Here is a 14,968-nt window from a genome sequence, read left to right as displayed (position 1 = left end):
CCGCGGTCAGGCCTGCTCGGCGGCGGGGGTCTCGTCCTCGGCCGCGGGGACCTCGGGCTCGGAGGTCAGCAGGCCCTCGTTGATCTCGCGCAGCGCGATCGACAGCGGCTTCTCCTGGACCTCGGTCTCCAGCAGCGGGCCGACGTACTCGAGCAGGCCCTCGCCCAGCTGGGAGTAGTAGGCGTTGATCTGGCGGGCGCGCTTGGACGCGTAGAGCACCAGCTGGTACTTGGAGTCGGTCTTCTCCAGCAGGTCGTCCAGCGGCGGGTTGGTGATGCCGATGGCGACGGAGCGGGTGGTGGACGAAGAGCTCATGAAGACAGGCCTCGCAACGAGTGGGAGAAAAGGAATCAGGACCGGACGGAGCCGGAGCGGAACAAGTCTACCAACTCCTCGCAGGCGCGGCCGACATCGGTGTTCACGATCGTGACGTCGAACTCGGGCTCGGCGGCGAGCTCCTCGCGGGCGGTCTCCAGCCGGCGGGTGCGCTCCTCGGCCGTCTCGGTGCCGCGGCCGACCAGCCGGCGCTCCAGCTCCTCGAAGCTGGGCGGGGCCAGGAAGACCAGCAGCGCCTCGGGCATGCGCTCGCGCACCTGCCGCGCGCCCTGCAGGTCGATCTCGAGCAGGGCGGGACGTCCGGCGGCGAGCTGCTCCTCGACGGCGGCGCGGGGCGTGCCGTAGCGCGCCGCCTTGTGCACGACCGCCCACTCGAGCAGGCCGTCCTCGGCCACGAGCCGGTCGAACTCCTCGTCGCTGACGAAGTGGTAGTGGACGCCGTCGACCTCGCCGGGGCGGGGCGGACGCGTGGTGGCCGAGACCGAGATCCAGATCTCGGGGTGCCGCTCGCGGATGCGGGCCGCGACGGTGCCCTTGCCCACCGCGGTGGGCCCGGCGAGGACGACGAGACGGGAGCGCTCAGCCACGGAACTCCTCGAGCAGCGCCTCGACCTGCTTCGCGCCCAGGCCGCGCACGCGGCGGCTCTCGGCGATGCCGATGCGCTCCATCGTCTGCTGGGCCCGGACCTTGCCGACGCCGGGCAGCGCCTGGAGCAGGTCGACGACCTTGATCTTGGCGATCGCGTCGTCGGTGGCCGCCTCGTCCAGCACCTCGGCCAGCGAGGCGCCGGAGTGCTTGAGCCGGTTCTTCACCTCGGCCCGCACCTGCCGCGCCGCGGCAGCCTTCTCCAGCGCCGCGCGGCGCTGGTCGGGGGTCAGCTGGGGCAGGGCCACCGGGCCACCTCTCACTTCAGGTCGATGTCGCACTCGTCGGAGACATTCTTCACCACGGCCGCGCGCTCCTTGGAGGTGGCGTTGAACTTCACGTACGCCTTGTTCACGCGGTCGAGGTCGTCGCTGTCGGTCTCGGCCAGCACGGCCGGGTCCTGGGCGTCCTCGAGCGTGAGGCCGGACTTCTCGTGCGCGGCCAGCACCCGCTCGGTGACCTCGGCCAGCCGGGTCCAGTCGTCGGCGACCGACGCCGGCGCCAGGTCGGCGATCTGGCGGAATCGCTTCGCGTCGGCGGTGAACGCCTTCGTCGTGCGCTGCTCGCCGAAGGAGTCCAGCGCCTTCTGGTCGTCCTCGACGAGCTGGCAGTACGCGCTGGGCGAGCTGCAGGCGCCCAGCAGGACGCTCGCCGTCAGCGCGATCGCGGCGGGACCGACGAGCCGCCTCACCGGCCCGCCCCCGCCACGCCGAGCTCGTCGTTGACCTTGGCCGCGGCGGCGCGGAGCGACGCGACGTCCGGACCGGCGGCGAGCACGCGGCGCGACGTCGTGGGGATGATCGCGTCCCAGACGTGGCCGAACAGCCGCTCGAGGTCGGCGACCGTGCCGCCCTGGGCGCCGTAGCCGGGCACCAGCAGCGGACCGTTGACGTCCAGGTCCTCGTCGGTGCTGCCGATCGTCGCGCCGACGACGGCGCCGAACGAGCCCATCGGCTCGGCGTCGGCGTTGGCCTCGCGCAGGTGGTCCAGGACCCGGCCGGCGACGGTGCGGCCGTCGTCGGTGCGGGCGTGCTGGACGTCCGGTCCGGACGGGTTGGACGTCAGCGCCAGCACGAACACGCCCGCGTCGTTCTTGTGCGCGGTCTGCAGGAACGGCTCCAGCGCGCCCAGGCCCAGGTACGGGCTGACCGTGATCGCGTCCGCCGCCATGGGGGCGTCGTCGTCCAGGTACGCGTCGGCGTACGCCTGCGCGGTGGAGTCGATGTCGCCCCGCTTCACGTCCAGCACGGTGAGCGTGCCGGTGTGGCGCAGGTCCTGGAGCGTGCGCTCCAGCACCGCCATGCCCCGGGCGCCGTGACGCTCGAAGAAGGCGGCCTGCGGCTTGGCGAAGGCCACCTTGCCGGCGAACGCCTCGACGCAGGTGGACGCGAAGCGGTCCAGGCCCTCGACGTCGTCCTCCAGGCCCCACGCCTCCAGCAGCGAGGGGTGCGGGTCGATGCCGACGCACGCCGGCCCGTAGGCCTGGCGCGCGACGGCCGCGCGGGAGCCGAAGCTCATCGCGCCGCCTGCAGGTCGCTCGCCCAGTCCTGCAGCGACTTCACGCCGATGCTGTGCTCCAGCAGCGCCTCGATGCCCTGCACCGCGGCGGCCAGGCCGGCGATCGTCGTGATCGACGAGACGCCCTCGCCCACCGCGACGGTGCGGATCTCGTAGCCGTCGACGCGTCCGGTCGCGCCGGACTCGCCGCCGCTCGGCGTGTTGATGATCAGGTCGACCTCGCCCGCGCGCAGCATCTCGACGATGGTGCGCTCGGAGGGGTGGTCGCTGATCTTCGGCACGACGGTGGCCTCGACGCCGTTGCGGCGCAGCACCGTGGCGGTGCCGGCGGTCGCGAGGATCTCGTAGCCCAGGTCGGCCAGGCGCTTCACCGGGAAGATCATGTGCCGCTTGTCCTGGTTCGCCACCGACACGAACACCTTGCCGCGGGTCGGCAGGCCGTTCTGCGCGCCGGCCTGGGCCTTGGCGAAGGCGTTGCCGAAGCGGGTGTCGATGCCCATGACCTCGCCGGTCGAGCGCATCTCCGGGCCGAGCAGCGTGTCGACGTAGGTGCCCTCGTACGTGCGGAAGCGGCTGAACGGCATGACCGCCTCCTTGACCGCGACCGGCGCCTCGTCGGGCAGCAGCCCGCCGTCGCCCTCGGCCGGCAGGACGCCCGCGGCCCGCAGCTCGGCGATGGACTCGCCGAGCATGAGCCGGGCGGCCGCCTTGGCCAGCGGCGTCGCCGTCGCCTTCGAGACGAACGGCACCGTGCGGGACGCGCGGGGGTTCGCCTCCAGCACGTAGAGCACGCCGGCGCTCATCGCGAACTGGATGTTGATGAGTCCGCGGACGCCCACACCCTCGGCGATCGCCTCGGTCGAGACGCGGATGCGCTCGACGTCCTCGGCCCCCAGGGTGATGGGCGGCAGCACGCAGGCCGAGTCGCCCGAGTGCACGCCGGCCTCCTCGATGTGCTCCATGACGCCGCCGAGGAACAGCTCGGTGCCGTCGTACAGCGCGTCCACGTCGATCTCGATCGCGTCGTCGAGGAACTTGTCGACCAGCACCGGGCGCTGGGCCGAGATCTCGGTCGCGTTCTCGATGTAGGTGGCCAGCGACTGCTCGTCGTACACGATCTCCATGCCGCGGCCGCCCAGCACGTACGACGGGCGCACGAGCACCGGGTAGCCGATCTCGTCGGCGATCCGCTTGGCGCCGGGGAACGTCGTGGCCGTGCCGTGCTTGGGCGCCGGCAGGCCGGCGTCGGTGAGCAGCTGGCCGAACGCGCCGCGCTCCTCGGCCAGGTCGATGGCCTCGGGCTGGGTGCCGACGATCGGGACGCCCTCGGCCTGCAGGCCGGCGGCGAGACCGAGCGGGGTCTGGCCGCCCAGCTGCACCAGCACGCCGGCGACGGGGCCGGCCTGCTTCTCGGCGTGGTAGACCTCCAGCACGTCCTCGAGCGTGAGCGGCTCGAAGTACAGCCGGTCGGCCGTGTCGTAGTCGGTCGAGACGGTCTCGGGGTTGCAGTTGACCATGACCGTCTCGTAGCCGGCCTCGGTCAGCGCCAGCGCCGCGTGGACGCAGGAGTAGTCGAACTCGATGCCCTGGCCGATGCGGTTCGGGCCGCTGCCCAGGATGAGCACGGCCGGCTTCTCGCGCGGCTGCACCTCGGTCTCCTCGTCGTAGGACGAGTAGTGGTACGGCGTGCGGGCGGCGAACTCGGCCGCGCAGGTGTCGACCGTCTTGTAGACCGGACGGACGCCGAGGGCGTTGCGGACGCCGCGGACGACGTCCTCGCGCAGGCCGCGCAGCTCGCCGATCTGGGCGTCCGACAGGCCGTGCCGCTTGGCCCGGCGCAGCAGCGCGGGGGTCAGCTCGACGGCGTCGCGCACCTGCGTCGCGACCTCCTGGACCAGGAACAGCTGGTCCAGGAACCACGGGTCGATCTTGGTCGAGGCGAACAGCTCCTCGGGCGTGGCGCCGGCCCGGATGGCCTCCATGACCTCGCCGATGCGGCCGTCGTGCGGGCGCGCGACGATCTCGAGCAGCTCGGCCTTGTCGCGCGGCTCCCCCGCCCAGCTGAACGAGGCGCCCTTGCGCTCCAGCGAGCGCAGCGCCTTGCCCAGCGCCTCGCTGAAGTTGCGGCCGATGGCCATGGCCTCGCCGACCGACTTCATCGTGGTGGTGAGCGTGTCGTCGGCGAGCGGGAACTTCTCGAACGCGAACCGCGGCACCTTCACGACGACGTAGTCGAGCGTCGGCTCGAAGCTGGCCGGCGTCTCGGCGGTGATGTCGTTGGGGATCTCGTCGAGCGTGTAGCCGATGGCGACCTTGGCCGCGATCTTGGCGATCGGGAAGCCGGTCGCCTTCGAGGCCAGCGCGGACGAGCGCGAGACGCGCGGGTTCATCTCGATGACGACGATGCGGCCGTCCTCGGGGTTGACCGCGAACTGGATGTTGCAGCCGCCGGTGTCGACGCCGACCTCGCGGATGACGCCGATCGCGATGTCGCGCAGGCGCTGGTACTCCACGTCGGTGAGCGTCATGGCCGGGGCGACGGTGATCGAGTCGCCGGTGTGGACGCCCATCGGGTCGAAGTTCTCGATCGAGCAGACGATGACGACGTTGTCGGCCTTGTCGCGCATGACCTCGAGCTCGTACTCCTTCCAGCCGAGGATCGACTCCTCCAGGAGCACCTCGGTGGTCGGGCTGAGCGCCAGGCCGGTGCCGGCGATGCGGTGCAGGTCGGCCTCGTCGTAGGCCAGGCCCGAGCCCGCGCCGCCCATCGTGAACGACGGGCGCACGACGACCGGGTACCCGCCGAGCGTCTCGACGCCGGCCAGGCAGTCGTCCATCGTGTGGCAGATGACCGAGGCCGCGACCTCGGCGCCCCACTCCGGCGGCAGGCCCTCGACGATCGCCTTGAACGACTCGCGGTTCTCGCCGCGGTCGATCGCCTCGATCGAGGCGCCGATGAGCTCGACGCCGTACTTCTCCAGGATGCCGGCCTCGTCGAGCTTGATCGCGGCGTTGAGCGCGGTCTGGCCGCCCAGCGTCGGCAGCAGCGCGTCGGGACGCTCGTGGGCGATGACCTTCTCGAGGAACTCGGTCGTGATCGGCTCGACGTACGTGGCGTCGGCGAACTCCGGGTCGGTCATGATCGTCGCCGGGTTGGAGTTCACCAGGACGACCCGCAGGCCCTCCTCGCGCAGCACGCGGCACGCCTGGGTGCCGGAGTAGTCGAACTCCGCGGCCTGGCCGATGACGATCGGGCCGGAGCCGATGACGAGGACCGACTCGATGTCGGTGCGCTTGGGCATCAGGCGTTCACCTTGTCCTTGTGGTCGCTCATGAGGTCGACGAAGCGGTCGAAGAGGTAGGCCGCGTCGTGCGGGCCCGCCGCCGCCTCGGGGTGGTACTGGACGCTGAAGCCGGGTCGCTCCAGCAGGGCCAGGCCCTCGACGACCTGGTCGTTGAGGCCGACGTGGGTGACGCGAGCGGGGCCGTAGGGCGTGTCGAAGGTGCCCTCGACCGGCGCCTCGACCGCGAAGCCGTGGTTGTGCGCGGTGATCTCGACCTTGCCGGTCGTGAGGTCCTGCACCGGCTGGTTGATGCCGCGGTGGCCGTAGGTCAGCTTGTAGGTGCCGCGGCCCAGGGCGCGTCCGAACAGCTGGTTGCCCAGGCAGATGCCGAAGAACGGGATGCCCTCGGCGAGCACCTGCTGCAGCACCTCGACCTGGTGGTCGGCGGTCGCGGGGTCGCCGGGTCCGTTGGACATGAACACGCCGTCGGGCGCCAGCTCGCGGAGCTGCTCGAACGTCGTGGTCGCGGGCAGCACGTGCACCTCGACGCCACGCTCGGCCATGCGCCGCGGCGTCATGCCCTTGAGCCCGAGGTCGATGGCGGCGACGACGTGCTTCTTCTCGCCCTGCGCCGGCACGACGTACGCCTCGTCGGTCGTGACGTCGGCCAGGAAGCTCGCGCCCTTCATCGAGGGGGCGTCCTGCACCTTGGCCAGCAGCGCCTCGACGTCGGTGGACGCGCTGGAGATGCCGCCGCGCATCGAGCCCTGCTCGCGCAGGTGCCGCGTGAGGGCGCGGGTGTCCAGGCCGCTGATGCCGACGACGCCGTCGTTGGCCAGCTGGTCGTCGAGCGTCCGCTGCGAGCGCCAGTTGCTGCTCACCCGGGCGGGGTCGCGCACGACGTAGCCGTCGACCCACACGCGCTTGGACTCGAAGTCCTCGTCGTTGACGCCGGTGTTGCCGACGTGCGGGGCGGTCATGACGACGATCTGGCCCTTGTAGGACGGGTCGGTCAGCGTCTCCTGGTAGCCGGTCATGCCGGTGGAGAAGACGACCTCGCCGATCGTCTCGCCGATCGCGCCGAAGGACTCGCCGCGGAACGTGCGGCCGTCCTCCAGCACCAGGATCGCCTCGGTGGGTGCGTGGGTCATGCGTGTGCCTCCTCGACGAGGGTGCCGCCCAGGACGGTGGGACGGCCGTGCAGGAACGTCGCGACGACGCGGCCCGGAAGCTCGCGTCCCGCGTACGGGGTGTTGCGCGACAGCGACGCGGTGTCGCGCGGCTCGACGACCCGGCGCGCGGCCGGGTCGTAGAGGACGACGTGGGCCGGCTCGCCGGCGGCGAGCGGACGGCCGTGCTCGGCGACGCGGCCGATGCGGGCGGGGTTGGCCGACAGCACCTCGGCGACCCGGGCCCAGGTGAGGGCGCCGGTGTCGACCATCGTCTGCTGGACGATCGACAGCGCGGTCTCCAGCCCGATCATGCCGAAGGCGGCCGCGCCCCACTCGCAGTCCTTGTCCTCCATGGGGTGCGGCGCGTGGTCGGTGGCGACGATGTCGATCGTCCCGTCGGCCAGGCCCTCGCGGACGGCGGCGACGTCGTCGGCCGAGCGCAGCGGCGGGTTGACCTTGAAGATCGGGTCGTAGGAGCGCACCAGGTCGTCGGTCAGCAGCAGGTGGTGCGGCGTGACCTCGGCGGTGACGTCGATCCCGCGGCTCTTGGCCCAGCGCACGAGCTCGACCGAGCCGCGCGTGGACAGGTGGCACACGTGCAGCCGCGAGCCGACGTGCTCGGCGAGCAGGACGTCGCGGGCGACGATCGCCTCCTCCGCGACGGCCGGCCAGCCGGCCAGGCCGAGCTCGCCGGACAGCGGGCCCTCGTTCATCTGCGCGTCGACGGTCAGGCGCGGCTCCTGGGCGTGCTGGGCGACGACGCCGTCGAACGCCTTGACGTACTCCAGCGCGCGGCGCATGAGCACCGGGTCCCAGACGCACTTGCCGTCGTCGGAGAACACCCGGACCCGGGCGGCGGAGTCGGCCATGGCGCCGAGCTCGGCCAGGCGCTCGCCGGCCAGGCCGACGGTGACGGCACCCACCGGCTGCACGTCGCAGTAGCCGTGCTCGCGGCCCAGGCGCCAGACCTGCTCCACGACGCCGGCGGTGTCGGCGACCGGCTCGGTGTTGGCCATCGCGTGCACGCAGGTGAAGCCGCCGCGCGCCGCGGCCCGGGTGCCGCTCAGGACGGTCTCGGCGTCCTCGCGTCCGGGCTCGCGCAGGTGCGTGTGCAGGTCGACCAGGCCGGGCAGCGCGACCAGGCCCTCGGCGTCGACCTCGGTGGCGCCCTCGGGGGCGTCCAGGTCGGTGCCGACGGCGGTGATGCGCCCGTCCTCGAGCAGCAGGTCGGCGACCTGCTCCCCCAGCACGCTGGCGCGACGGATGACGTACGTGCTCATGCGGACTCCTCGGTGTGGTCCTGACGGCCGCTGAGCAGCAGGTACAGGACGGCCATGCGGACGGCGACGCCGTTGGTGACCTGCTCGACGATGACCGACCGGTCGCTGTCGGCCACGTCGGCGCTGATCTCCATGCCGCGGTTCATCGGGCCGGGGTGCATCACCACGGCGTGGTCGGCCAGGCGGCCCATGCGGGCGGCGTCCATGCCGTACCGGCGGCTGTACTCGCGGGCGCTGGGGAAGAACGAGGCGTTCATCCGCTCGCGCTGCACGCGCAGCATCATCACCGCGTCGGCACCCTCGAGCGAGGCGTCGAGGTCGTAGGACGTGTCGACCGGCCACTGCTCGACGCCGACCGGAAGCAGCGTCGGCGGCGCGACGAGGGTGACCTTGGCGCCCAGCGTGTGCAGCAGCAGGGCGTTGGATCGGGCCACGCGGCTGTGCAGCACGTCGCCGACGATCGTGATGCGCCGGCCGTCCAGGTCGCCCAGGTGACGGCGCATCGTGAACGCGTCCAGCAGCGCCTGCGTCGGGTGCTCGTGGGTGCCGTCGCCGGCGTTGACGACGACGCCGCGGGTCCAGCCGGCCTCGGCCAGGCGGTGCGGCGCGCCCGAGGCGTGGTGGCGCACGACGACCGCGTCGGCGCCCATCGCCTCGAGGGTCAGGGCGGTGTCCTTGAGCCCCTCGCCCTTGGAGGCGCTGGAGCCCTTCGCGGAGAAGTTGATGACGTCCGCGGACAGCCGCTTGGCCGCCGCCTCGAACGAGATGCGCGTGCGGGTGGAGTCCTCGAAGAACAGGTTGACCACCGTGAGGCCGCGCAGGGTCGGCAGCTTCTTGATCGGCCGCTTGGCGATCGAGAGCATCTCCTCGGCGGTGTCGAGGATCTGCGTGGCGTCCTCGCGGGACAGGTCGCCGGCGCTCAGCAGGTGCTTGATCACGCGGCACCGCCCTCGATCGTCACGTGGTCGGCGTCGTCGTGCTCGGCGACCCGGACCTTGACCTTCTCGGCCAGGGACGTCGGCAGGTTCTTGCCCACGAAGTCGGCGCGGATCGGCAGCTCGCGGTGGCCGCGGTCGACCAGCACGGCGAGCTGGACGGCCTTGGGCCGGCCGAGCTCGCTGACCGCGTCGAGCGCGGCGCGGATGGTGCGCCCGGAGAACAGCACGTCGTCGACCAGGACGACGACCTTGCCATCGACGTCCTCGGGCACCTCGGTGCGGCCGATCGCGCGGGCGGGCTTGAGCCGCAGGTCGTCGCGGAACATCGTCACGTCGAGCGACCCGGCGGTGATGGTGCGGCCCTCGACCTCGCTCATCCGGGCGGCGATGCGCCGGGCGAGGTGGACGCCGCGGGTGGGGATGCCCAGGATCACCACGCCCTCGGAGTCGCGGTTGCGCTCGAGGATCTCGTGGGTGATGCGGGTGAGTGCTCGGGCGATGTCTCGCTCGTCGAGCACGGTGCGTGCAGGTACGCCGGCAGCTGGACTCTCAGGAGTCACGCTGACCTCCTTCTCCGCCTCACAGGACGGTGGTTAAAGGACGTCTTTGTCATCGGCCAACCTACCAGCGTGCGCTGCGTCACCCGGGCCCGGACTCGGCGTGTGGGACGCGATGCGGTGCGACCACTACGCTCCCCCGGTGACCCCGCCGACGCTGAGCCGCTCCGACACGACCTGGCGCCACCGCGTGCCGGCCTCGCTGCTGTGGGCGCTCGCCCTGACGGTCGTGCTGGTGGCCGCCTTCGACTCCGACGTGGACGTCGACGTGCGGCCCGCCGCCCTCGACTCCATGGCGTCCTGGACGTCGTGGGCGACCTACGCACTGTCGGTCGGCTGCGGCGCGGTGCTCGTCGTCCCGGTGCTGGGGTTCATGAGCCCGCGCCTCGCGGCCGCAGTGGTCGCCGCGACCTCCCTGCCGTGCTTCGGCCTGCTCGACACCCTTGACCGGACGCTCCTCGGAGCGCTGGTCGTCCTCGTCGGCCTCGACCTGGCGCTTCGCGCTCGCCAGCGCCGCCTCGCCCAGCGGCGGGGCGGATCGCACCAGGCCGTGCGTCCCGGGCGTCCTCCCGCAGCGTGGCCCTGGGTGGTGGGCGCCGCCACGGCGGCGCTGGTGGCAGTCGCGCTGCTGGCCGTCGCGCTGGTGCTGCGCCACGAGGACCGGGCCCTGGTCGAGCGCGCGGTCCCCCTCCCCGTCACCGTCTCCGCCCACGACGACGACCTCGACGAGCTCGAGCTGGAGGACGAGGACTACTGGTACTGGGTGAGCGTGTGGGACGCCAGCCGGTACCGCCACGGCCAGCAGGTCACCCTGCTCGTCGACCCGCGTCACGACGACGAGCCCCTGCACGTCGTCGGCGACGTCGACCCGTTCACCGGCGGGACGCTGGTGGCCGGGCTGGCCGGGATCCCCGCCGGTACCGCCGCGATGCTGCTGGCCGTCCCGGTCGCCCGAGCACGGCGCCGTCGCCGGCTCGAGCGCCGCGGCGGCACGCTCGTGCACGCGCGGGCGACCGTGCTGCCCCGCGCGGGACGGCTCGTGCTGCACGACGCCCCCGACGAGCGCGGCCGTGCGGCACCGCTCGGCACGCTGCGGGCGCTGCGCGTGGTCTCCGGGACGACCTGGCTGCCCCGCGACGGCGCCTGGGACGTGCCCGCGACGGTGGTGGGGCTGCGCGACGACCTCTCGGCCGTCCAGGTCGTGCTCGGCCTGCCCGGCGGGACGGTGGTCGTGACCAGCGACCGGCCGGTCGCCGGTCACAGCCTCGTCGATGTCGTGCGGCTGACCCGGCTCCGCGACGCCACCCTCCCCGGGCGGCGGTGACCCTGCGTCCACCCTCCCCGGGCGGCGGTGACCCTGCGTCCACCCGGACGCTCGCGGTGGACGCTGACTCACCGCCCCGCGAGGTGGGCGGTGAGTCATCCACCATCGCGAGGGGCGGGCGGTGAGTCATCCACCACCGGGAGCTGCCGGATGGTGGACGACTCACCGCCCCACGAAGCGCACGGTGGACGACTCACCGCTCCCCAGAGCTGGCGCGGGAACGCCGACGGCGGCCGCCCCTCGAGGGGACGACCGCCGCCGGTCGGGTGGTGCGGGTCGCTCAGCCGAGCAGCTGGGCCTTCTTCTCCACGATCGTGGCGAGCAGGCCGTTGACGAAGCCGGGCGAGTCGTCGGTCGACAGCTCACGGGCCAGGCCGACCGCCTCGCTCACCGCCACCGAGTCCGGGACGTCCTCGACGAACAGGATCTCGTACGTGGCGATGCGCAGCAGGTTGCGGTCGACGCCGGGCATGCGGGCCAGCGTCCAGCCCATCGCGTGGTCGGCGAGCACCTCGTCGAGGCGCTCACGGTTGGCCACGACGCCGTCGACGAGCTCGACGGTGTAGGGGTTGATCGGCGGGTCGTTGTCGACCTGGCGGTCGACCAGCGACGCGCCGGTGGAACGTCCCTGCAGCTCGCTCTCGAACAGGATGTCGAGGGCGCGCTTGCGGGCCTTGGTACGAGCAGCCATCAGGCCTTCACGCGACCGAGGTAGCTGCCGTCGCGGGTGTCGACCTTGATCTTCTCGCCGCTGGTGAGGAACAGCGGGACCTGGATCTCCTTGCCGGTCTCCAGGCGCGCGGGCTTGGTGCCACCGCTGGAACGGTCGCCCTGCAGGCCCGGGTCGGTGTGCTCGACGAGCAGCTCGACCGAGGCGGGCAGCTCGACGTACAGGACGCGGCCCTCGTTGGTGGCCACGACGGCGTTCTGGTTCTCCAGCAGGTAGTCGACCGCCGAGCCCATGACCTCGGGGCTGACCTCGAGCTGGTCGTACGTCTGGACGTCCATGAACACGTAGCTCGTGCCGTCGTTGTACAGGTACTGCATGTCGCGCTTGTCGACGCTGGCCGTCTCGACCTTGGTGCCGGCGTTGAAGGTCTTGTCGATGACCTTGCCCGACTCGACGTTCTTGATCTTGGTGCGGACGAAGGCGGGGCCCTTGCCCGGCTTGACGTGCTGGAACTCCACGACAGCCCACAGCTGTCCGTCGAGGTTGAGCACCATGCCGTTCTTCAGGTCGTTCGTGGTGGCCATCAGCCGATCTCCAGGAGGTCTCTGGTCATCGTGGTCAGCACCTCGGGACGTCCCTCGGTGACGATGACGGTGTCTTCGATCCGCACGCCCCCGCGTCCGGGCAGGTAGATGCCCGGCTCCATCGTCACGGCGGTGCGGCGGTCCAGTGTACCCGGGTGGCTCGGGGCCAGGAACGGGTCCTCGTGGATCACCAGCCCGACGCCGTGACCGAGGCCGGTCGTGAACGACTCGCGCCACCCGGACGCGTCCAGCACGTCGACCGCGGCGTGCCAGGTGTCGGCCACCGGGGTGCCCGCGACGAGCGCGTCGACGCCGGCCGCCTGGGACGCCCGGACGGCGGCGTGGATCTCGCGCTGCCAGTCGGCGGGCGGGCCGACGACGGCCGTGCGCGTGCAGTCGGCGTGGTAGCCGTCGACCCGGGCGCCGAAGTCGGTCTTGAGCAGGTCGCCGCGCTGCACGACCCGGTCGGTCGGGTGGTGGTGCGGGATGGCGCTGTTCTCCCCCGCCGCCAGGATCGTCTCGAACGCGATCGCCTCGGCACCGAGGTCGAGCATCCGGGCCTCGAGCTGGCGGGCCAGCTGACGCTCCGTGCGGCCCACGACCGGGCCGGCGACGAGCTCCTCCCACGCCTGCACCGAGATCGCGCAGGCCCGGCGCAGCGCGTCGAGCTCGGGCTCGTCCTTCACGACGCGCAGCGTCTCGACGGCGCGCTCGAGCGAGACCAGCTCGGTGCCCTCGACGGCCGCGGCGAGCAGGGTGTGGTCGTCGACGCTGAGCGCGTGGGTCTCGACCGCCCAGCGTCCGGACGTGCGTCCGGCGCCGACGGCCAGCAGCTCGCGGGTCACCGCCAGCTCGACGTCGGGCGCCTCGGCAGCCGCCTGGTCCTGGTAGCGACCGTCGGTCAGCAGCACCGCCTCACCCTCCACCGGGACGAGCACGGCGCCGTTGGAGCCGGTGAACCCGGTGAGGTAGCGGACGTTCACCAGCTCGGTGACGAAGGCGCCGTCGAGGCCGCGGCCGACGAGCACCTCGCGGAGGCGGTCACGACGGGCCGCGGTGCTCATCGGGTCACCGCCGCGTGGGCCGCGCGCAGGTCGGCGTCCGACGGTCCGGCCAGGATCGAGGTGCGGCCGACCCCGTCGAGCACGACGAACCGCAGCTCGGTGCCACGCGTCTTCTTGTCCAGCCGCATGCCGGCCAGCAGCGCGTCGTAGGACGCGTGCCCACGGTACGACGTCGGCAGCCCCACGGCGTCCAGCACGGTGCGGTGCCGCTGCACCAGGTCGGCGTCGATGCGCCCGGCGCGGTGCGCGAGCTCGGCGGCGAACACCATGCCGACGGCGACGCCCTCGCCGTGGCGGACGCCGAAGTGCTCGGCCCGCTCGATCGCGTGGCCGAGCGTGTGGCCGTAGTTGAGCGCCTCGCGACCGATGCCGCCTCCCGCACCGGTCTCGCGCAGGTCGCCGGCGACCGTCCGCGCCTTCACCGCGATGCCCCGGGCGACGAGCTCGGCGAGCACGGGGCCGTCGACGGACGCCGCCGCGGCCGGGTCGCGCTCGACCAGCTCGAGGATCGCCGGGTCGGCGATGAAGCCGCACTTGACGACCTCGGCCAGGCCGCTGCGCACCTCGGCGACCGGCAGGTCGCGCAGGGAGTCCAGGTCGCACAGCACGCCGAGCGGCTCGTGGAAGCTGCCGACGAGGTTCTTGCCGGCGGGCAGGTTGATGCCGGTCTTGCCGCCGACCGCCGCGTCGACCATGCCCAGGACGGTCGTCGGCACGGTGACGAAGCCGACGCCGCGCAACCAGGTGGCCGCGACGAAGCCGGCCAGGTCGGTGGTCGCTCCCCCGCCGAGGCCGACCACGACGTCGCTGCGGGTGAAGCCGGCCTCGGCCAGCACGCCCCAGCAGAACGCAGCGACGTCGGACGTCTTGGCCGCCTCGCCGTCGGGCACCTCGAGGAGGTGGACGGCGAGCCCGTCGCGGGCGACGAAGTCGCGCAGCGCGCGGGCGCGTCCGGCCAGCACCGGCGGGTGGACGACCGCGACGCGGGCGGCGCCGGCGAGCAGGCCGCGCACCTCGGTGACCGCGCCGTGGCCGACGACCACCTCGTACGGCTGGGCGGACGCGACGGGGATGCGAGTGGTCATCGGGCCTCCAGGATCGGCAGGACGTGGTCGACCACCTGCTCGGCGGTCAGGTCGTCGGTGCGCACGACGTGGTCGGCGACCTCCAGGTACAGCGGGCGCCGGTGGTCGAGCAGCGTCTTGAGCCGCCCGCGGACGCCGCCCACGAGGAGCGGGCGGGACGACGCCAGGCCCACCCGGCGCACGGCCTCGGTCAGCCCGAGGTCCAGGAACACGACGGCCGGGTGCTCGGACAGCAGCGCCCGCGTCGCGGGGTCGAGCACGGCGCCCCCGCCGAGCGACAGGACGCCGTCGTGCTCGTCCAGGGCCCGGGCGACGGCCCGCGCCTCCCGCTCACGGAAGTACGCCTCGCCGCGGTCGACGAACAGGTCGGCGATCGGGACGCCCTCGGACGCGACGACGTCGGCGTCGGTGTCACGCACGGCGACGCCGAGCCGCTCGCCCAGCAGGTGCGCGACGGTGGTCTTGCCGGCACCGGGCGGGCCGACCAGGACGAGGAGCGGACCCGCCACG

Annotated in this window: 16 protein-coding genes; 1 reads left to right on the top strand and 15 read right to left on the bottom strand. The window is 72.8% G+C overall.

Going from position 1 to position 14,968, the window contains the following annotated elements; all coding sequences use genetic code 11:
• Window positions 1–6: 6 nt before the first annotated feature.
• From rpoZ to pyrR, 10 genes are read right to left on the bottom strand one after another with little or no spacing between them, the layout of a single operon-like run.
• A complete protein-coding gene (rpoZ, locus tag E0W78_RS05665) occupies window positions 7–315 on the bottom strand; it encodes a DNA-directed RNA polymerase subunit omega (RefSeq protein WP_131402871.1) in 309 nt (102 codons plus the stop codon).
• A gap of 35 nt (window positions 316–350) precedes the next feature.
• Window positions 351–923 (bottom strand): guanylate kinase, encoded by a 573-nt coding sequence (gmk, locus tag E0W78_RS05660; protein WP_131402870.1) that lies wholly within the window; start codon window positions 921–923, stop codon window positions 351–353.
• A complete protein-coding gene (gene mihF / locus E0W78_RS05655; protein ID WP_019146545.1) occupies window positions 916–1,230 on the bottom strand; it encodes an integration host factor, actinobacterial type in 315 nt (104 codons plus the stop codon). Before mihF ends, gmk begins: the two co-directional genes overlap by 8 nt.
• 11 nt (window positions 1,231–1,241) lie before the next feature.
• Window positions 1,242–1,673 carry a hypothetical protein gene (locus E0W78_RS05650; RefSeq protein WP_131402869.1) on the bottom strand — a complete coding sequence of 144 codons (432 nt, stop codon included), beginning with the start codon at window positions 1,671–1,673 and terminating at the stop codon, window positions 1,242–1,244.
• On the bottom strand, window positions 1,670–2,500 hold the full coding sequence (gene pyrF, locus E0W78_RS05645; RefSeq protein ID WP_131402868.1) for an orotidine-5'-phosphate decarboxylase: 831 nt from the start codon (window positions 2,498–2,500) through the stop codon (window positions 1,670–1,672). Before pyrF ends, E0W78_RS05650 begins: the two co-directional genes overlap by 4 nt.
• Window positions 2,497–5,802: a carbamoyl-phosphate synthase large subunit gene (gene carB / locus E0W78_RS05640; RefSeq protein WP_131402867.1), complete on the bottom strand. Its 3,306-nt coding sequence runs from the start codon at window positions 5,800–5,802 to the stop codon at window positions 2,497–2,499. The genes pyrF and carB overlap by 4 nt, the downstream gene beginning before the upstream one ends.
• Complete coding sequence (carA, locus tag E0W78_RS05635) at window positions 5,802–6,935, bottom strand: glutamine-hydrolyzing carbamoyl-phosphate synthase small subunit (protein ID WP_131402866.1); 1,134 nt, start codon at window positions 6,933–6,935, stop codon at window positions 5,802–5,804. Before carA ends, carB begins: the two co-directional genes overlap by 1 nt.
• On the bottom strand, window positions 6,932–8,236 hold the full coding sequence (locus E0W78_RS05630) for a dihydroorotase (RefSeq protein ID WP_131402865.1): 1,305 nt from the start codon (window positions 8,234–8,236) through the stop codon (window positions 6,932–6,934). Before E0W78_RS05630 ends, carA begins: the two co-directional genes overlap by 4 nt.
• Window positions 8,233–9,171, bottom strand: coding sequence for an aspartate carbamoyltransferase catalytic subunit (locus E0W78_RS05625; RefSeq protein WP_207392659.1), 939 nt, complete (start codon window positions 9,169–9,171; stop codon window positions 8,233–8,235). Before E0W78_RS05625 ends, E0W78_RS05630 begins: the two co-directional genes overlap by 4 nt.
• Window positions 9,171–9,734: a bifunctional pyr operon transcriptional regulator/uracil phosphoribosyltransferase PyrR gene (gene pyrR / locus E0W78_RS05620; protein WP_038951916.1), complete on the bottom strand. Its 564-nt coding sequence runs from the start codon at window positions 9,732–9,734 to the stop codon at window positions 9,171–9,173. Before pyrR ends, E0W78_RS05625 begins: the two co-directional genes overlap by 1 nt.
• A gap of 139 nt (window positions 9,735–9,873) precedes the next feature.
• Between pyrR and E0W78_RS05615 the strand changes: the two genes are divergently transcribed.
• Window positions 9,874–11,055: a hypothetical protein gene (locus tag E0W78_RS05615; RefSeq protein ID WP_131402863.1), complete on the top strand. Its 1,182-nt coding sequence runs from the start codon at window positions 9,874–9,876 to the stop codon at window positions 11,053–11,055.
• A 280-nt stretch (window positions 11,056–11,335) separates the two neighbouring features.
• Here E0W78_RS05615 and nusB read toward each other — a convergent pair whose 3' ends face one another.
• Genes nusB through E0W78_RS05590 form a run of 5 tightly spaced genes read right to left on the bottom strand, consistent with a single transcriptional unit; the run spans window position 11,336 to window position 14,967 of the window.
• Window positions 11,336–11,746 (bottom strand): transcription antitermination factor NusB, encoded by a 411-nt coding sequence (gene nusB, locus E0W78_RS05610; protein WP_131402862.1) that lies wholly within the window; start codon window positions 11,744–11,746, stop codon window positions 11,336–11,338.
• Window positions 11,746–12,309 (bottom strand): elongation factor P, encoded by a 564-nt coding sequence (gene efp, locus E0W78_RS05605; RefSeq protein WP_131402861.1) that lies wholly within the window; start codon window positions 12,307–12,309, stop codon window positions 11,746–11,748. The genes nusB and efp overlap by 1 nt, the downstream gene beginning before the upstream one ends.
• Window positions 12,309–13,373: a Xaa-Pro peptidase family protein gene (locus E0W78_RS05600; RefSeq protein ID WP_131402860.1), complete on the bottom strand. Its 1,065-nt coding sequence runs from the start codon at window positions 13,371–13,373 to the stop codon at window positions 12,309–12,311. The genes efp and E0W78_RS05600 overlap by 1 nt, the downstream gene beginning before the upstream one ends.
• On the bottom strand, window positions 13,370–14,458 hold the full coding sequence (aroB, locus tag E0W78_RS05595; RefSeq protein ID WP_131402859.1) for a 3-dehydroquinate synthase: 1,089 nt from the start codon (window positions 14,456–14,458) through the stop codon (window positions 13,370–13,372). Before aroB ends, E0W78_RS05600 begins: the two co-directional genes overlap by 4 nt.
• Entirely contained in the window at window positions 14,455–14,967 is a 513-nt protein-coding gene (locus E0W78_RS05590) for a shikimate kinase (RefSeq protein ID WP_131402858.1), read from the bottom strand. The genes aroB and E0W78_RS05590 overlap by 4 nt, the downstream gene beginning before the upstream one ends.
• Between the last annotated feature and the right edge of the window lies 1 nt (window position 14,968).

Source organism: Aeromicrobium sp. IC_218, from assembly GCF_004336805.1.
GTDB lineage: Bacteria > Actinomycetota > Actinomycetes > Propionibacteriales > Nocardioidaceae > Aeromicrobium.
The sequence above is the reverse complement of the archived record's forward strand: the minus strand, read 5'-3'. Positions and strand labels throughout refer to the sequence as shown.